The sequence below is a fragment of the Microbispora hainanensis genome, assembly GCF_036186745.1.
Taxonomy (GTDB): Bacteria; Actinomycetota; Actinomycetes; order Streptosporangiales; family Streptosporangiaceae; genus Microbispora.
This window is the reverse complement of sequence record NZ_CP108086.1, coordinates 5,260,381-5,278,673: the sequence shown is the minus strand read 5'-3', so window position 1 is coordinate 5,278,673 and position 18,293 is coordinate 5,260,381. Positions and strand designations below refer to the sequence as shown.

The window sequence follows — 18,293 nt, the reverse complement described above, 5'->3', positions numbered from 1 at the left end:
GGACGCCGCGCCTTCAAGGGGTTTTCCCCCGCCGCCGGGTGCCCCAGGTCATGCGGCCCGGGCACCCGGGCGTGCGCCGGGAGGTCAGCTCGACGGGTGGGCGACCGCCGAACCGATGGTGTGGACGCGCAGGGCGTTGGTGGAGCCGTGGTTGCCGGGCGGCGACCCCGCCACGACGACGACCTTGTCGCCCTTCTCACAGACGCCGAGCGACAGCAGCGAGGCCTCGACCTGGCGGACCATGTCGTCGGTGTGGTGCACGAACGGCACCTCGAACGTCTCCACGCCCCACGTCAGCGCGAGCTGGCCGCGCACCTGCGGGTTGGAGGTGAACGCCAGCAGCGGGATCGGCGAGCGATAGCGGGCCAGCCGCCGGGCGGTCTCGCCGGACATCGTGAACGCCACCAGGGCCTTGGCCCCGACGATCGCGCCGACCTCGGCGGCGGCGCGGGCGATGGCCCCGCCTGTCGTCTCGGGCAGGCGGTCCAGCGTGTGGGTGGCCTGCAGCGTGGTGCTCTCGGCGGCTACCGCGATGCGGGCCATCGTGGAGACCGACTCGATCGGGTAGTTGCCCACCGAGGTCTCGCCGGACAGCATGACCGCGTCCGCGCCGTCCATCACGGCGTACGCGACGTCGGACGCCTCGGCGCGGGTCGGCCGGGGGGCGCTCATCATCGAGTCGAGCATCTGGGTGGCCACGATGACCGGGTGGGCCTTCTCGCGGCACAGCTCGATGATGCGGCGCTGGACGATCGGCACCTGCTCAAGCGGCAGCTCGACGCCGAGGTCGCCGCGGGCGACCATCACGCCGTCGAAGGCGTCCACGATCTCTTCGAGGCGGTCGACGGCCTGCGGCTTCTCGATCTTGGCGAGGAGCGGGAGCCTGACGCCCTCCTCCTCCATGATCCCGTGGACCAGCGCGGCGTCGTCCGGCGACCGGACGAACGACAGGGCGATCATGTCGAAGCCGGTGCGCAGGGCCCAGCGCAGGTCCTCCTCGTCCTTCTCCGTGAGCGCCGGGGCGCTGACGGCGACGCCGGGGAGGTTGAGGCCCTTGTTGTCGGAGATCATGCCGCCGATGACCACGCGGGTGACGACGCGCGGCCCCTCGACCGCGGTCACCTCGAGGTTCAGCCGTCCGTCGTCCACGAGGATCGTGTCGCCGGGCTTGACGTCGCCCGGCAGGCCCGCGTAGGTCGTGGAGACGATGTCCCGGTCTCCGGGGACGTCCTCGGTCGTGATCGTGAAGACGTCGCCGAAGCCGAGCCGTACGGGACCGGAGGCGAAACGTCCGACGCGGATCTTGGGACCCTGGAGGTCGGCGAGGACGCCCACGGCGCAGCCCAGCTCGTCGGCGGCGGCTCTGACCCGGTCGAACACCTCCTTGTGCAACTCGTGGCTGCCGTGCGAGAGGTTGAAGCGGGCGACGTTCATCCCCGCCTTGATGAGCTCGCGTAGGCGCTCCGGTGAGGAGGTGGCGGGCCCGAGGGTACAGACGATCTTTGCTCGACGACTCACAGCACTACCCTAATTGGTACAGACCACTTGCAGAGACGGGCGCACACAGCTGTCGCCAAATGTTCAGACACTTCACGCGATCACCCGCGTGCCCTAGCCTTGGCAGCCATGGGACGTACCCGGACTTGGGGGGCAATAACGGCGCTGTTCACCCTGGCCGCGTGCGCAGGACAGGCTACCGAATCGGCAGCGCCGCCGATGGGTGTTTCGGTGTCGCTCAACCAGTGGCGCAGCGACGAGACATCCCATGAGCTCGAGGTGTCCGTGCGCAACGACACCACCACGCGGGTGCGCTTCCAGGACGTCCAGCTCGTCACGGACTCGTTCGCGACGCTCCCGCCGGCCCCCGTGGACACCACCCTCGGCAAGACGCCGCGTACGGACCTGCGGATCCCGTACGGCGAGGCGCGCTGCGACCCGGAGAAGATCCCGCCGGTGCGCCCGGCCACGGTGGTGGCGCACATCCAGGTCGGCGACGGCGCCCTGCACAAGGTGGAGTTCCCGGTCCACCACCCCGATCCCACGCTGGACGGGCTGGTGAAGGCCGAGTGCGGGGCCTACATCCTGCGCCAGTCGGTGGACGTGACCTTCGGGGACACCTGGACCCGCGCGGGCCGGATCCTCCACGGGAACCTCGTCGTCACCAGGAAGGGCGGCTCCGAGCCGGTCACCATCGACGAGCTCGGCGCCACCACGCATTACACGATGCTGCCCCGCTCCGGCAAGAGCCGGCCGGTGGCGGTGCTCGCGGCGGACGCCACCCGGCTGGAGATCCCGGTGGAGATCACCCCCATGCGCTGCGACTGGCACGCCTTCGCCGAGGCCAAGAAGGCCTACCTGTTCCCGGTCTACGGCACCGTGGGCGGCGGCGAGAAGCGCTACCTCATCGCGACGCCTCCGGCTCCGGTGCAGCAGACGTTCCTGTCGTACGCGCAGGACGTGTGCGGCGTCGGCGGATCCTGATCGCGAGCCCCGCCCAGGAGGCGAGCACGACGGCGATCACCGCCAGCCGCACGTGCCACACGTACGCCTCCGGATAGACGACGCCCTCGATGTAGGTGTCGATGAAGCCGCCCGGCAGCAGCCCGCCCTCCCCCGCCCTGGCCCGCGCCCAGTTCTCCAGCGCGGTCAGCGGGCACTCCACGAGCCCGGTGAGCTGCACCAGGCCCCAGGCGGCCAGCGCGAGGTGCGGCCAGATCAGCCGGGGCCGCCACCAGGCGAGGAAGCCGCCCAGGGCGATGTAGGCGATGACGACGAAGTGCACCACCATCGTGGCCTGCCAGACCAGCCCGTAGATCATGCTCTGCCCTCCTCGCGGAGGAGGGTAGGCCCCCGTAGCCCGCCGGACATCCGGCGGGCTACTCAGACGCGTACTCAGGCGGCCCTGGAAACGGCCCAGGAGGCCGCTCAGGACGTGACGGTGGCGGCTCGGGCGGCATTGACCAGACCGTGCCCGAAGAAGCCGTTCTTCGCCGTGGGCCCCTCGCAGACCTGGCTCTCGCCCGTGCTGTAGCGGTAGGTGCGGGGCGTCGGGCAGCCCTTCGGGGTCGCCGTCGCGTACAGCAGGCGCTCCACCTGCGCGGGGTCCATCTGCAGCCCGCCCCTGCCCGGCTTGCCGAACCGGCCGATGATCAGCGCTGCCACCCCGGTGACGTGCGGCGCGGCCATGGAGGTGCCCTCCAGGTACTGGTAGTAGGCGCACTTGCCGCCCTGGCAGTCGCGGACCACCGACGACGTCTTCGGCTTGCCGTCGGCGAACAGCAGGCCCCTGGCGCGCAGCACGTGCTCGGGGGCGGCGGCCAGGATCTCCCGGCTCACGCCCTTGAGATCGGTGCCGCCGTCGAACAGGTCGCCGCCGGGCGCGGAGATGTCGGTCTGCTCGACGCCGTAGTCGGAGTACGGCGCCTTGCGCCCGCTGGGGCCGACGGAGGACACCGAGATGACGCCGTCGAGCTCGGCCGGGACGTTGAGGCAGGTGTTGTCGATGATCCGCTTCTTCTCCGAGCCCTTGGGGAAGTCGGGGCTGGAGGTGTCGGTCTTCACCTTGCCGAGGTCGAGGCTCTCGTTGCCGATCGCGCTGACGAGCGTGACGCCGCGCGTGTAGGCGTACCTGACCGCGCGGCGCATGCCCTCCAGGATCCCCCGCTGCTCAAGGCTCTCCCTGGTCGTGTCGCTCGGGTTGCTCGCGCAGTTGAACGTCCAGGGGTCGACGTAGAAGCTCATGTTTACCACGTCGACGCCGACGTCGGCGGCGTACTCCAGGGCGTCCATGGTGGGCTTGAGGAAGAAGAAGCCCGAGTCGGTGCCGGCGCGGAGGTTGACCAGCGACACGTCGGGGGCGACCCCGGCGACGCCGATGCCGTTGATCGGCGAACCGATCGTGCTCGCGACATGGGTGCCGTGGCCGTCGTCGTCGACGTCGGCCGGGTCCTTGCAGCCCGCGTGCTCGCAGGGCCCGTCGAGCGGCTTGCCGTTCTCGTCGAAGGGCTGGTCGATCACGAAGTTGCGGCTGAGCGCCCGGTTGAAGTTGGGCGCGATGTCGGGGTGATTGCCGTCGATGCCGGTGTCGATGACGCCCACCAGCACCTTGTGGCTGCCCCGGGCCTTGGCGTACGACCCGGTGGGGGTGGCGCCGATCATCTTCATGTCCCACTGGCGGTCCGAGAGCGGGTCGCCCCCCTGTGCCGCTTGCTTCGGGGCCGCTTGCTTCGGGGCCGCATGCTTCGGGGCCGCCCGGACGTGCTTCGGGGCCGGCCCGGCGTGCTTCGCGCGCGGCGCGACGGGCACGTCGGCGGTCCTGCCGATGGGACGGTCGAGCGTGACGCCGACCACGGAGGGATCGGCGCCGATCCGCTCGGGATCGGTCGTGCGCACGACGAAGTAACCGAGCTTGTCGTCCCGCGCCTGGATGGTCGCTCCGGCTGCCTCGACCGCCCGCTGCGCGGCGTCGCTGCCGCCGTCCTTGTAGAAGACCAGGTAGTTCTGCGCGGGTTCGGACGCGGTCGCCGCCCCCGGCAGTCCCGCGGCCCCCAGCCCGCCGAGCAGCGTGATGGACATGATGGCCCCGGCGAGCCGCCCCCGTGCGTGCAACGATCCTCCTCGATTGCGGGCACCCGGTGCCGGGGCCCCTCGATACGGGCTCAGCATCCTCCCGGCAGCCGTACGCGCTCGCAACCCGGCCACCGAATTGGGATATGCCCGTTTTATCCCCTAAATGCCCACACCGGCCGTGGTCCGGTCCCCTGGGACCACGGCCGGTGGATCACGTCTCAGACGAGGGGGCGCGCCGTCGGAGGGATGGGAACGGGCAGCACGGTCCGCCCGCTCAGATAGCTGTCCACCGCCGCCGCGGCCGAACGGCCCTCGGCGATCGCCCAGACGATCAGCGACTGGCCGCGGCCCATGTCGCCGGCCGCGAACACGCCCTCGACCGATGTCGCGTACGACGCGTTCCTGGCCACGTTGCCCCGGGCGTCGAAGAACGACTCCGGGTCGCCGGACAGCGCCGCGAGGTCGTTCAGCAGCGGGCCCTTCTCGGGGCCGAGGAAGCCCATGGCGAGCGTCACCAGCTCGGCCGGGATCTCCCGCTCGGTGCCGGGGATCGGCTTGAAGCCCGCCGCCGGGCCCTCGACCTCGACCAGGCGCAGCGCCCGCACGTTGCCCTCGTCGTCGCCGACGAACTCGGTGGTGGACACCGCGTAGACGCGGTCGCCCGCCCCGGCCTCCAGCTCCTCGTGCGCGCTCTCCATCTTGAACAGCATCGGGTAGGTCGGCCACGGCTGGCTGCCCGGACGCGTCGCCGGCGGCTTCGGCATGATCTCCAGCTGGGTGACCGACAAAGCCCCCTGGCGGATCGCCGTGCCGATGCAGTCGGCGCCGGTGTCGCCGCCGCCGATCACGACGACGTGCTTGCCCTTCGCGGAGATCGGCGACTCGGGGAAGTCGCCGTGCTGCGCCTTGTTGGCCGGCGGGAGATACTCCATCGCCTGGTAGACGCCCTTGAGCTCGCGGCCGGGCACCGGCAGGTCGCGCCACGCCGTGGCGCCGCCCGCCAGCACGACCGCGTCGAACTCCTCGCGGAGCTGCGCCGCCGTGACGTCCACGCCGACGTCGACGCCGGTGCGGAACTCGGTGCCCTCGGCCTCCATCTGGGCGATGCGGCGGTCGACGTGCCGCTTCTCCATCTTGAACTCGGGGATGCCGTAGCGGAGCAGCCCGCCGATCCGGTCGGCCCGCTCGAACACGACCACGTCGTGCCCGGCGCGGGTGAGCTGCTGCGCGGCGGCGAGACCGGCCGGGCCAGAGCCGACGACCGCGACCTTCCTGCCCGTCCTGGCCGCGGGCGGCTGCGGCGTGACCCAGCCCTCGGCGAAGGCGCGGTCGATGATCTCGACCTCGACCCGCTTGATCGCGACCGGGTCGGAGTTGATGCCGAGGACGCACGCCGACTCGCACGGCGCGGGGCACAGGCGGCCGGTGAACTCCGGGAAGTTGTTGGTCGCGTGCAGCCGCTCGATCGCCTCACGCCAGTCGTCGCGGTAGACGAGGTCGTTCCACTCGGGGATGAGGTTCCCCAGCGGGCAGCCGTTGTGGCAGAACGGGATGCCGCAGTCCATGCAGCGCGCGGCCTGCTTGGTGAGCGCGGGCCGGGGGAAGTCCTCGTAGACCTCGCGCCAGTCGCGGATGCGAACGTCGACCGGGCGGCGCGCCGGCAGCTCACGCCCGTGTGTCAGGAACCCCTTCGGGTCAGCCAACGGTGTAACCCCCCTCTATCCCTGTGCGGAAACGGTCGCGGAAACGGACGCGGTGATTCGCATCGGCGTCACCCGTGGGCGGCGGTCATGACCGCCTCGTCGATGTCGCGGCCCTCGGCCTCGGCGGCGGCCCGCGCCTGCAGGACCCGCTTGTAGTCCGACGGCATGACCTTGGAGAAGCGGCCGAGCGCGATGTCCCACTCGGCGAGCAGGGCCTTGGCCACCGTGGACCCGGTCTCCGCGAAGTGCTTCTCGACGATCTCGCGCAGGAATTCGGCGTCGTCGTCGTCCAGCGCCTCCAGCTCGACCATCTCGCGGTTGACCCGCTCGGACCGCAGGTCGAGCACGTAGGCGACGCCGCCCGACATGCCGGCGGCGAAGTTGCGGCCGGTCGGGCCGAGGACGACGGCCCGGCCGCCGGTCATGTACTCGCAGCCGTGGTCGCCCACACCCTCCACGACGGCGGTCGCGCCGGAGTTGCGCACGCAGAACCGCTCGCCCACGATGCCGCGGACGAAGACCTCGCCGGACGTCGCGCCGTAGAGGCCGACGTTGCCGGAGATGACCTGCGTCTCGGCCTCGAACGGCGCGTCGGGGTGCGGGCGGACGACGATGCGGCCGCCCGACAGGCCCTTGCCGAGGTAGTCGTTGGCGTCGCCGGTCAGCCGCAGCGTGATGCCGCGCGGCACGAACGCGCCGAACGAGTTGCCCGCCGAGCCGGTGAACGACACGTCGATCGTGTTGTCCGGCAGGCCGGCCCCGCCGTACCGCTTGGTCACCTCGTGGCCGAGCATCGTGCCGACCGTACGGTTGACGTTGCGGATGGGCAGCTCCAGCGTCACCGGCTCGCCGAGGTTCAGCGCGCCCTCGGCAAGCTGGATCAGCGTGTTGTCCAGCGCCTTGTCGAGCCCGTGGTCCTGCTCGACGACCTTGCGGCGCGGGGTGCCCTCGGGCAGCTCCGGCTGGTGCAGGATCGGCGACAGGTCGAGGCCGGAGGCCTTCCAGTGCTCGACCGCCTGGGTGGTGTCGAGCAGGTCGGCCCGCCCGATCACCTCGTCGAGCGAGCGGTAGCCGAGCTCGGCGAGGTACTCGCGCACCTCCTGGGCGATGAACTCGAAGAAGTTCACCACGAACTCGGGCTTGCCGGTGAACCGCTTGCGCAGCTCGGGATTCTGGGTGGCCACGCCCACCGGACAGGTGTCGAGGTGGCAGACCCGCATCATGACGCAGCCGGAGACGACCAGCGGAGCGGTGGCGAAGCCGTACTCCTCGGCGCCGAGCAGCGCCGCGATGATCACGTCGCGGCCGGTCTTGAGCTGGCCGTCGGCCTGGACGACGATGCGGTCGCGCAGCCCGTTGAGCAGCAGCGTCTGCTGGGTCTCGGCGAGGCCGAGCTCCCAGGGGGCGCCGGCGTGCTTGATCGAGGTCAGCGGTGAGGCGCCGGTGCCGCCGTCGTGGCCGGAGATCAGCACGACGTCGGCGTGTGCCTTGCTGACGCCCGCCGCCACGGTCCCGACCCCGACCTCGGCCACCAGCTTCACGTGGACGCGGGCGCGCGGGTTGGAGTTCTTCAGGTCGTGGATGAGCTGGGCCAGGTCCTCGATCGAGTAGATGTCGTGGTGCGGCGGCGGCGAGATGAGGCCGACGCCGGGCGTGGAGTGCCGGGTCCTGGCGATCCACGGATACACCTTGTGGCCTGGCAGCTGGCCGCCCTCGCCGGGCTTGGCGCCCTGCGCCATCTTGATCTGCAGGTCGTCGGCGTTGACCAGGTATTCGCTGGTCACACCGAAGCGGCCGGAGGCCACCTGCTTGATCGCGCTGCGCCGCTCGGGGTCGTACAGCCGCTCGGGGTCCTCGCCGCCCTCACCGGTGTTCGACTTGGCGCCGAGCCGGTTCATCGCGATGGCCAGCGTCTCGTGCGCCTCCATGGAGATGGAGCCGTACGACATGGCGCCGGTGGAGAACCGCTTGACGATCGACTCGACCGGCTCGACCTCCTCGATCGGCACGGGCGCGCCGGCGGGACGCAGCTTGAACAGGCCGCGCAGCGTCATGAGCTTCTCGGACTGCCCGTCCACGAGGGACGTGTACTCCTTGAAGATCTCGTAACGCCGGGTGCGGGTGGAGTGCTGCAGCTTGAAGACGGTGGTCGGGTTGAACAGGTGCGGCTCGCCCTCGCGGCGCCACTGGTATTCGCCGCCGACCTCCAGCCGCCGGTGCGGGTTCTCCGCGCGCGGGTAGGCCCGCGCGTGCCGCTCCAGCGCCTCCGTGGCGAGCACGTCGAAGCCGACGCCGCCGAGGCGGGAGGTGGTGCCGGTGAAGCACTGGTCGATGACCTCGGTGCCGAGGCCGAGGGCCTCGAAGATCTGCGCGCCGGTGTAGGAGGCGACCGTGGACACGCCCATCTTGGACATGACCTTCAGCACGCCCTTGCCGTACGCCTTGATCAGGTTGCGCACGGCCTTGCGCGGGTCGAGGTCGAGCTGACCGGTGGCGATCATGTCCTCGACCGTCTCGATCGCGAGGTAGGGGTTGATCGCGCTCGCGCCGTAGCCGATGAGCAGCGCCATGTGGTGGCACTCGCGGGCCTCGCCGGTCTCGATCACGAGCCCGACCCGGGTGCGGGACTTCTCCCGGATGAGGTGGTGGTGCACCGCGCCGGTGAGCAGCAGCGACGGGATCGGCGCCTTCTCGCGGGACGACCCGCGGTCGGACAGCACGATGATCCGCGCGCCGTCCTCGATGGCCCGGGAGACCTCCTGGCGGATCTCCTCCAGCCGCCGCACCAGCGCCTCGCCGCCGCCGGCCGCGTCGAACAGGCCGGACACGACGTACGGCTGGAAGCCGGGCAGCGCGCCCTCGTCGTTGATGTGGATGATCTTGGCGAGCTCGTCGTTGTCGATCACCGGGTAGGGCAGCACGAGCCGGCGGCACGAGGCCGGGCCGGGGTCGAGCAGGTTGCCCTCGGGGCCGATCGTCGACTGCAGCGAGGTGACGAGCTCCTCGCGGATGGCGTCCAGCGGCGGGTTGGTGACCTGCGCGAACAGTTGGCTGAAGTAGTCGAACAGCAGCCTCGGCTTCTCGCTCAGCACCGCCACCGGGGTGTCGGTGCCCATCGAGCCGATCGGCTCGGCGCCGTTCTTGGCCATCGGCCCGAGGATGACCCGCAGCTCCTCCTGCGTGTAGCCGAAGGTCTGCTGCCGCTTGACCAGCGCCTCGTGGGTCGGGTGCTCGTGCTCGCGCTCGGGCAGCTCCTCGAAGCGGACCAGGCCCGCGTGCAGCCACTCGCCGTACGGCTCGGCGGCGGCGAGCTCGGCCTTGATCTCGTCGTCCTCGATGATCCGGCCGCGCGCGGTGTCGACCAGGAACATGCGGCCCGGCTGCAGGCGGCCCTTGCGGACGACCTTCTCCTGCGGGATGTCGGACAGCACGCCCGCCTCGGAGGCGAGCACGACCAGGCCGTCGTCGGTGACCCAGAACCGGCCGGGACGCAGGCCGTTGCGGTCGAGGACCGCGCCGACCAGGGTGCCGTCGGAGAAGGTGATCGACGCGGGGCCGTCCCACGCCTCCATGAGGGTGGAGTGGAACTCGTAGAAGGCCCGGCGGGCCGGGTCCATCTCGGTGTGGTTCTCCCACGCCTCCGGGATCATCATCAGCACGGCGTGCGGCAGCGACCGGCCGCCGAGGTGCAGCAGCTCCAGCGTCTCGTCGAACGAGGCGGTGTCGGAGCCGTCGGGGTCGCAGATCGGGAACAGCCGCCGCAGGTCGCCCGGGATCAGGCCGGTGGCGAGCATGGCCTCGCGGGCCCGCATCCAGTTGCGGTTGCCGCGCACGGTGTTGATCTCGCCGTTGTGCGCGATGTAGCGGTAGGGGTGCGCCAGCGGCCAGGAGGGGAAGGTGTTGGTCGAGAAGCGCGAGTGCACCAGCGCGATGGCGCTGACGTAGCGCTCGTCGGACAGGTCGGCGAAGAACGGCTCGACCTGCAGCGAGGTCAGCATGCCCTTGTAGACGATGGTCCGCGAGGACAGCGAGGCGAAGTAGACGTCCGCCTCGTGCTCGGCCCGCTTGCGGAAGGCGAACACGATCCGGTCGAGGTCGACGCCGGTCTCGCCGCCGGGCGAGGTCACGAACAGCTGCGCGAAGTGCGGCATGACCGCACGGGCGGTGGCGCCGGGCAGGTCGCGGTCCACCGGCAGGTCGCGCCAGCCGAGGACGGTGACGCCCTCCTCGGCGGCGATCTGCTCGATGAGGCCGATCGCGGTCTGCCTGGCCTGCTCGTCCAGCGGCAGGAACGCGGTGCCCGCGGCGTACGCGCCCTCCGCGGGAAGCTCGAAGTCCACGACGCCGCGGAAGAACGCGTCGGGGATCTGGGTGAGGATGCCCGCGCCGTCGCCGGTGTCCGGCTCGCTGCCGCTCGCACCCCGGTGATCGAGGTTGCGGAGCGCGGTCAGTGCCTTGGCGACGATGTCGTAGCTGCGGCGGCCCGCGACATCGGCCACCATGGCTACGCCACAGGCGTCATGTTCGAAACCGGGGTCGTAGAGTCCCTGGGGCTCGGGGAGACCTCCGGAAAGGCCAAGGCGGGCAGCAGGCATGTAGTCACTCCCGTCGTCAACGTCTGCGTGGAACAGAGGGACGACGCTGGCCCTGCTGCGGTTGTGGTGCTTAGAGATTACAACACGCTGCCGGAATAGTGCCCCCCAGGTCCGCTTCGCGAACCTTCACAGGCCAGCGCCGTGGATATGGTTTGCGCATGGGTGGTCATGAGGCGATCGACGAACTGCTGGCGGAGGCCGGAGTGGACGGCCTGCGCCTGCGCGGAGCGCTGTCGCTCCTGTCCGACGGCCGCTGGTGGACCCTGGCAGACCTGGTCCGGGATACCGCGACGTCGCGGCGGACGATCGAGTCGCTGCTTCGAGTGCTCCCCCTTGAGCACAGCGGCGACCGTGTCCGTATTCCCAGGGATCAGGCCAACCGCTACAACGTCTGGACGGATACGGATATTTCCGGTCTCGGGAATCCGGTCGCCGGAATGGTCGCGGAGCACGCCGAGACGCTCGGCCGCCTGGAGACCCTGATCGCCAAGGCGCCCCGGGGACGGCACGCGCTCGACCACGTCTCCGCGACCGCCGAGACCGTGCTGCGCCGCGCCCTCCTGCTGGGACGGCGGTTCTGGCTCCCCGGCGCCCGCCTGCTGTGCGTCGGCGACCACGACCTGACCTCGCTGGCCGTACGGATGGTCCATCCGGAGGCCGAGGTCGCCGTGGCCGACATCGACGACCGCATCCTGGAGTACATCGACGCCCAGGACCTCGGGGTGCGCACCCGCTGGGCCGACCTGCGCCTCGGCCTGCCGCCGTCGCTGCGCGGCTGGGCCGACCTCGCGATCACCGACCCGCCGTACACGCCCGAGGGGATCGGGCTGTTCGCCGCCCGGGCCGCCGAGGGCCTGCGCGACCGCGACCAGGGGCGGATCCTCGTGGCGTACGGCGCCTCCGAGCGCACCCCGATGCTCGCGCTGAAGGTGCAGAAGGCCCTGTTCGACCTCAACCTGCTGCACGAGGCGATATTTCCGCACTTCAATCGGTATCACGGGGCGGAGGCCATCGGCAGCGCGGCGGACCTGTACGTGCTGCGGCCCACCACGAAGACGTGGCCGGCGATCGCCTCCCGGCTCGACCGCCTCGCCACCGCCATCTACACGCAGGGCCCGCAGGCCGTCGAGTCCGCCCCGGCGGCGCCGCCGGACGAGGCGGCCGTGGCGGCGTTCGGACCGGACCTGCTGGCCGGCGACTGGCCGCGCGGCCTGCTGCCGAAGGTGCCGCGCACCCGGCTCGCCACCCTGCTGGCCAAGCCGTACGCCGCCAGCCCCGAGCGGGTGGCGATCGCCGTGCCGGCCGGGCTCGAGGCGGCGCTGCCCCGCCTGATGCTCGCGACGCGCGCCCGGCACGTGCGCGTGCTCACCGCGGGTCCTGTGGCGGACGTGGTCGCCGACCTGCCCGCGCTCGCCCGCCTGCTCTCCCCCGTCTATCGCCTGGCCGCCGAGGGCCACGTCCTCGACGCCGTACGGCTCCCGCCCCCGGACGGCGGGCAGGACCGGGTGGTGCGCAGGATCATGGACAGCGCGCACGGGAAGACCGGCAACGCCTGGCGCGAGGCGTTGACCGAGACGGCCGGGCTCACCAAGCGGCAGGCCAGGGCCGCCGTCGAGGAGGCCGCGCCGTGGGCCCTCGACGCCGCCCCGCTCGAACTCCCCCTCCACCGCCTCAGCGGGCTGGCGGCACAGGTGACGGCACAGGTGACGACCGGCTGACGGTCCCATTAGGGCGCGGATCGCCGCGCCCGGCCCCAGCGGAGCACGGCCCCAGCTCAGCCGAACCGCCGTGATCCACAACCCACACGTCCTCGTCTGGCGGCCGGCCCGACATCGGCCGGCCGTCTGACGACTACATGACCGGCGCTCTAGGGTTCGAGGGACGACTGCGCCGAGGTCGCCGTCGCGGACGGGGACGCCGCGGGAGAGGAGCCGGGTTCGGAGGGCGGCTCCTCGGACGGCTGCGCGGTGTCTTCCGGGCCCGGCGGCTGCGCGGGGTCCGACGGCACTCCCGTCACCTTCACCACGCGCCGGAAGATCGCCTTCTCGGCCTCGCGCACGGCCAGCCCGAGCATGATGAAGTCGTCCTTCTCTCCCGGTTCCGCGCCGTCGGTCCGGCCGATCCAGGTCACCCCGAGGTAGTGCCCCAGGACGTAGGCGTTGCCCTCGCTGTAGGTGCCGAACTTCGCCCGCGCCGACTCCAGCGGCTGCACCCAGGCGCCCCGGTAGAGCGACGCCAGCGACTTCGCCAGCGTGTCCGCCGCCGTGACGTCCGCCAGGTTGAACAGGGTGTACTGCGCGACGTACACGCCGTCGGCCGTGCCGTACAGGCCGCGTACGGCCTGGCTGCATCCGGCCTCGGCCAGCGCGTCGGCGAGATCGACTCCCCACACGGCGCCCGCGCACGACTGGTCGAGGCGGCTGGCGAGCCTGCGCAGCGTGACCTTCCCGGAGGTGAGCGTCCGCGCGCCGAACACCTCCTGAGCGGTCAGCGGCGCGGTGTCGGCCTTCCTGTCGGCGATCGGGGCCAGTTCCTGCACCGTCGGCCAGGGCTGGAAGGTCGCGGGCAGGCCCTCCCCCGACACGTCGCCCGACGCCTCGGCCGGTTGCGACTGCCCGCCGCCGATCGCGTTGACCACCAGCGTCAGCACGAGGGCGATCGCCAGCACTCCCACGGCGCTGACCGACCACACGACCACACGCTGCTGCCGGTCGTCCAGCCCGAGGTCGGAGAGCGCGGCCCCGGTCCGCCCCTCGGCCGGCGCCGGCGACCGGCGCTTGCGCTTGGTCATAGACCGCCGGTTCCAATCAGCGAGCCCAGTCCCCAGGTCAGCGAGGCCGCCACGGCCCCCACCACGAGCTGGCGCAGGCCGCTGAACCACCAGCTGCGGGCCGTCACCCGGGATACCACGGCGCCCGCGGCGAACAGCGCCGCCATCGACACCGCGGCCGAGATCCACAAGCCCCGCACGCCCAGCAGGTAGGGCAGGAGCGGCACCAGCGCCCCGAGGCTGAACGACAGGAACGACGACACGGCGGCCACCACGGGCGAGGGCAGGTCGTCGGGGTCCACGCCCAGCTCGGCCCGCGTGTGGACCGCCAGGGCCTCCTCCGGGTTGCGGGAGATCTGCCGGGCGACCTCCCTGGCGGTCTCCGGGTCCACGCCCCGCGCCTCGTACATCCGGGCGAGCTCGACCTCCTCGGCCTCGGGGTGCCGCTCCAGCTCCCGCCGCTCGACGTCGATCTCCGCCTGGGCGAGCTCGCGCTGGCTGGCGACCGACACGTACTCTCCGCCCGCCATGGAGAACGCTCCGGCGGCCAGGCCCGCGATGCCGGCGAGGGCGATGATCCTGGTCTCCGCGGTGCCGCCGGCGACGCCCGCGATCAACGCGAAGTTGGAGACCAGCCCGTCCATCGCGCCGAAGACCGCCGGGCGTAACCAACCGCCGGTGACGTCCCGATGCTCGTGGTGGATCTCGGCCCGCGCCCCCGTCGTGGCCTTCGTCATCGTTGGCCGGCCTCCGGTTCCGCCGCCGGGCCGTCGCTCGCGGCGCCCGCTCCCGCGGTCGCCGTCTGCTTGCCGGAGCCGGTGTCGCCGTCCGGCGGCAGGTCGTCGCCGGCGCCGTCTCGCGCCTCCGCGTCCTCCCGCTCCTCGCCGGAGACGAGCTCCGGCTCGTCGGCCTGGTCGCGTCCGTGGGCGGGATCGGCGGAATCGGCGGGGTCGTCGCCGGCGTCGCCGCTCTGCACGCCCAGCGGCTCCTCGCCCGTACGGTTGCGGGCCAGCCACAGGTATGCCAGCGCGCACAGGAAGATGACGATCGAGGTCCACTGGTTCAGCCGCAGGCCGAGGATGTGGTGGGCGGGGTCCACCCGCAGCCCCTCGATCCAGAACCGGCCGAGCGTGTAGCCCGCGACGTACATCGCGAACACCCGGCCGTGCCGCAGGCTGAACCTGCGGGCGGCGAGGATCAGCACACCGGCGAGCGCGAGGTCCCACAGCGACTCGTACAGGAACGTCGGGTGATAGAGGGTCTCACCGGGGACGGTGCCCGGGCGGCCCGGCTCGATCTCCAGTGCCCACGGCAGGTCGGTCGGGCCGCCGAACAGCTCCTGGTTGAAGTAGTTGCCCCACCGGCCGATGGCCTGCGCCACGGCGACGCCGGGGGCGAGGGTGTCGGCGATGGCGGTGAAGGAGATGCCGCGCCGGCGGCAGCCGATCCATACGCCGAGCGCGCCGAGGGCGATCGCGCCCCAGATGCCGAGGCCGCCCTCCCAGATGAACAGCGCGTCGATCGGCCGTTTGGGCGCGTCCGAGCCGAAGTAGATCTGCCAGTCGGTGATGACGTGATAGAGGCGTCCGCCGACGAGGCCGAAGGGCACGGCCCAGACCGCGAGGTCGGTGATCGTTCCGGGGGCGCCGCCACGGGCGCGCCAGCGGCGTTCGCCGATCCAGACGGCGACGATGACGCCGAGCACGATGCACAGCGCGTACGCACGGATCGGGATCGGTCCGAGATTCCAGACCCCCTGTGACGGGCTGGGAATCGAGGCGAGGAGGGGCATGTAACGTGACGTTACCGCAAGAGAGGGCGGGTCCGGAGCGAGGTCGCGGGCAACCGTTCCGCGACCTGCGCCGACCGATCATCACACCTTGTTCAGCCCCCGGCGGCGGGCGTACGGCGGAGACCGGCCAGGCGCGCGACCGCCCGGCGGGCCTCCGCCACCGGCCAGGCGCCGGGCGGCCGGCACCATCTGCGTGGTCGAGCATCAGAGCTGGTCGCGGACGCCCGCCTCGCGTGCCAGGCCCTTGGTCTGGTCGCCCAGGTCGCCCCGGAGCGCCGTACGGGCCCGGCCGAGGCGGGCCACGGGAAGGAGCGCGCGCCCGTGCGTGTCCTCCAGCTCGAAGGCCAGCGCGGCGTAGTAGGCGGCGGCCGCGAGCACCAGACCTGCGACGCCCGCCGCGGTCCGCCATTCCGGGGACGCGGTGAGCTCGTAGACACCGGTGAGCGCGAACCTGGTGGCCGATATCGTCATCACGACGGCGGCCAGCAGCTTGGGCAGGCCCGCGAGGGCCGGGACGAGCATGGCCGCCGCGGCCGTGAGCAGAACGACGCCCAACGCCGGGTCGGCGGTGCCGGGCGCGGAGGTGCCGGGCGCGGAGGTGCCGGGCGCGGAGGTGCCGGGCGCGGAGGTGCCGGGCGCGGAGGTGAGCGTGACGGCGCCGACCACCGCCCACGTTCCGGAGAGGATGCCCATCGCGGCCCCGGCGACCGGATCGCGGGCGAGGAAGGCGAGCACCGAGACGAGGAACTGCAGCGGCGCGGTGAACAGCAGCACGGCCAGGGCGGCGATATGCGCCTGCGCGGCGGACACCAGTCGAAGCTCCACGACGGCGAAGGCGGTCGTGGCCATGGCGAGGCCGAGGAACCCCAGCGGCAGCGGGCTGCCCATGGGCCGCAGGACGACACGGACGGGACCGGCCTGTCCGTCGTCCCGTCCGCCGGACCGCTCTCCCGGGAGGTCGCGCCCGCTCATCGCCCCGGCCGGGGCGCCACCCCGCGGTCTCGGTGGAAGACACCGCTCTTGTGGGCCTTCTTCACCGGTGTGGGCGGGCACGGCGCCTCCTCGCTCGGCTCACCGCCGCGGATTCGCCGGGCGCGGGCGGGAAACCGGCCGGACCGGCCCCTCCCCCGCCTGTGGCGGAGCGTGTGACACCGCGCTCGATACCCCTGTCGCGGGAGCGCCACGCGGCCCTTGCCCGATTCTTGGGGAGGGCCGCGTTCTCGGCGGGGGCCGCGCTCTCAGCGGGGGGGCGCGTTCTCAGCGGGGGGCGCGTTCTCAGCGGGGGGCGCGTTCTCAGCGAGGACCTGCTCTCGGCCGGACCGCGTTCTCGGCGAGGACCGGCCCGGGACGGCCCGGGTGGGGGCCGTCCCGGCGGGAGGTCACTTGCCGGCGTTCTCCACCGCGTCACGCAGCGAGCTCGGCACGAAGGCGACCTTGCTGTCGAGTTCCTTGCCGTCGATCTTGAGGGTCGGCGTTCCCTGCAGCTTCTGCGCGGTCATGGTCTGCGACGAGAACTGCTGGTGCGCGGCCACGTTGCGCTGCTGCCGCACGCAGGTGTCGAAGTCGGGGGCGGTGACGCCGGCCTGCTTGCCCCACTTGATCAGCTCGTCGGCGGAGAAGCCGCTCACGGTCTCGCTCGGCTGGTTCTTGTAGAGCAGGTCGTGGAACGCCAGCCACTGCCGCCCGTCGGTGATGCAACGGGCCGCGGAGGCCGCGCGCAGCGAGTTGCTCTTGGTCGGGTCCTCCGTGAAGATCGTGATCGGGTGATACACGACCTTGGCCTTGCCCTCGGCGGCGAGGTTCTTCAGCGTCGAGCCGCTGGTCTCCTCGAACTGCTTGCAGGCCGGGCACTGGAAGTCCTCGAACACGTCGACCACGGGCTTGGTCACGCCGGCCTTGGCCATCACGACCGTGCCGTCCTTCTCCACGGTGACGGGTGCGACATTGCCGGTCGCCTCCTCCGAGGTTCCCTGCCGCACCGACCACACCGTGAAGGCTGCGGCGATCACGACGATCACCGCGATGGTGACGATCATCGTGATGCGCTTGCGCTGCTCCTGCTTGCGCAGGGCCTCGCGCTGGGCCGCGATCCGGGCCCTGGCCGCCTCACTCGTCCGCTTGCTCACGAAGCTTCCCCCCTGGCTGTTTTCACGGCCGCGTGCCGCCGTCGTACGCGGTCACGCGGCGTCGTCCTCGCCGTCCGAACCGTCCGCGTCCGCTGTTTCCCGCTCCCCCGTGAAGCCCAGCGCGGAGTCCAGCGACAGACGGCCGGACGGCCTGACCACGATCCACGCCGCGCAGAGCAGCAGCCCGAGGTCGCGCATCAGCTCCCAGAAGTAGTTCGGATCCTGTCCGGCGGCGAGCGTGCCGTCCCCGCCGAAGCAGCCGCAGTCGATGCGCAGCCCCCGGGCCCAGGCCGACGCGATGCCGATGACGAACGCCACCATCAGCACCCCGCCGACGACCGCCACCGCGCGCGTGAACAGGCCGACGAGCAGCAGCAGGCCCGTGATGATCTCCAGCACGGGCAGGCCGTATCCCACGACCTGCGCGACGGAGTCGGGCAGAAGTTGATAGGCCCGCACCGCCTGGACCGACAACGCGGGCGCTCCGATCTTGAGCGCCCCGGCGACGATCAGTACGCCGGCGAGCACGACCCGTGCGGCGGTCGTGACCCAGGAGAGCACGGGTTTCGCGGGCTGTAACCGTTCGGACACCGAGGCGCCGGATGCCAACTGAACCATGAGTCTCCTCGCCCGGTAGGCAACACCGACTGAACAGTACCGGGACCCAACCTCACCATGTGCTGGATAAGAGCATGGTAAGCCGCCTTATCTTGGCTGCTCACGGCGCATGTACGGGAA

General features: G+C 71.7%; 13 protein-coding genes. 2 read left to right on the top strand and 11 right to left on the bottom strand.

Annotation, left to right across the window (positions count from 1 at the left end):
• Positions 1–84 precede the first annotated feature (84 nt).
• Positions 85–1,518 carry a pyruvate kinase gene (pyk, locus tag OHB01_RS24630; protein ID WP_142645088.1) on the bottom strand — a complete coding sequence of 478 codons (1,434 nt, stop codon included), beginning with the start codon at positions 1,516–1,518 and terminating at the stop codon, positions 85–87.
• Positions 1,519–1,716: 198 nt separating this feature from the next.
• On the opposite strand from pyk, the gene OHB01_RS24625 reads away from it, so the two are divergent.
• Positions 1,717–2,481, top strand: coding sequence for a hypothetical protein (locus tag OHB01_RS24625; RefSeq protein WP_147942165.1), 765 nt, complete (start codon positions 1,717–1,719; stop codon positions 2,479–2,481).
• Here the strand turns inward: OHB01_RS24625 and OHB01_RS24620 are convergent.
• The 4 genes from OHB01_RS24620 to gltB form a co-directional block, all read right to left on the bottom strand.
• Complete coding sequence (locus OHB01_RS24620) at positions 2,402–2,818, bottom strand: DUF2784 domain-containing protein (protein WP_142645086.1); 417 nt, start codon at positions 2,816–2,818, stop codon at positions 2,402–2,404. The two genes, OHB01_RS24625 and OHB01_RS24620, sit on opposite strands and share 80 nt — an antisense overlap.
• Before the next feature lie 107 nt (positions 2,819–2,925).
• The gene (locus tag OHB01_RS24615) at positions 2,926–4,608 is read right to left on the bottom strand and encodes a S8 family peptidase (RefSeq protein WP_328854027.1); all 1,683 of its coding nucleotides are present in this window, start codon (positions 4,606–4,608) and stop codon (positions 2,926–2,928) included.
• A gap of 179 nt (positions 4,609–4,787) precedes the next feature.
• Entirely contained in the window at positions 4,788–6,272 is a 1,485-nt protein-coding gene (locus OHB01_RS24610) for a glutamate synthase subunit beta (RefSeq protein ID WP_142645085.1), read from the bottom strand.
• Positions 6,273–6,340: 68 nt separating this feature from the next.
• Positions 6,341–10,867 carry a glutamate synthase large subunit gene (gene gltB / locus OHB01_RS24605; protein WP_147942166.1) on the bottom strand — a complete coding sequence of 1,509 codons (4,527 nt, stop codon included), beginning with the start codon at positions 10,865–10,867 and terminating at the stop codon, positions 6,341–6,343.
• A gap of 158 nt (positions 10,868–11,025) precedes the next feature.
• Here gltB and OHB01_RS24600 point away from each other — a divergent pair, with 158 nt between their 5' ends.
• Positions 11,026–12,585: a bis-aminopropyl spermidine synthase family protein gene (locus OHB01_RS24600; protein WP_328709685.1), complete on the top strand. Its 1,560-nt coding sequence runs from the start codon at positions 11,026–11,028 to the stop codon at positions 12,583–12,585.
• Positions 12,586–12,734: 149 nt separating this feature from the next.
• Here OHB01_RS24600 and OHB01_RS24595 read toward each other — a convergent pair whose 3' ends face one another.
• The 6 genes from OHB01_RS24595 to OHB01_RS24570 all read right to left on the bottom strand — a co-directional run bounded on the left by OHB01_RS24595 (position 12,735) and on the right by OHB01_RS24570 (position 18,173).
• Entirely contained in the window at positions 12,735–13,658 is a 924-nt protein-coding gene (locus OHB01_RS24595; protein WP_187280511.1) for a hypothetical protein, read from the bottom strand.
• Positions 13,655–14,374 carry a VIT1/CCC1 transporter family protein gene (locus OHB01_RS24590; protein WP_142645083.1) on the bottom strand — a complete coding sequence of 240 codons (720 nt, stop codon included), beginning with the start codon at positions 14,372–14,374 and terminating at the stop codon, positions 13,655–13,657. The genes OHB01_RS24595 and OHB01_RS24590 overlap by 4 nt, the downstream gene beginning before the upstream one ends.
• Positions 14,371–15,429 carry a prolipoprotein diacylglyceryl transferase gene (gene lgt, locus OHB01_RS24585; protein WP_328709683.1) on the bottom strand — a complete coding sequence of 353 codons (1,059 nt, stop codon included), beginning with the start codon at positions 15,427–15,429 and terminating at the stop codon, positions 14,371–14,373. Before lgt ends, OHB01_RS24590 begins: the two co-directional genes overlap by 4 nt.
• A gap of 204 nt (positions 15,430–15,633) precedes the next feature.
• Complete coding sequence (locus tag OHB01_RS24580) at positions 15,634–16,401, bottom strand: GPR1/FUN34/YaaH family transporter (RefSeq protein WP_328854026.1); 768 nt, start codon at positions 16,399–16,401, stop codon at positions 15,634–15,636.
• Between the two features lie 407 nt (positions 16,402–16,808).
• Positions 16,809–17,555 (bottom strand): DsbA family protein, encoded by a 747-nt coding sequence (locus tag OHB01_RS24575; RefSeq protein ID WP_328854025.1) that lies wholly within the window; start codon positions 17,553–17,555, stop codon positions 16,809–16,811.
• A 51-nt stretch (positions 17,556–17,606) separates the two neighbouring features.
• Positions 17,607–18,173, bottom strand: coding sequence for a DoxX family protein (locus OHB01_RS24570; RefSeq protein WP_142645079.1), 567 nt, complete (start codon positions 18,171–18,173; stop codon positions 17,607–17,609).
• Positions 18,174–18,293: the final 120 nt, after the last annotated feature.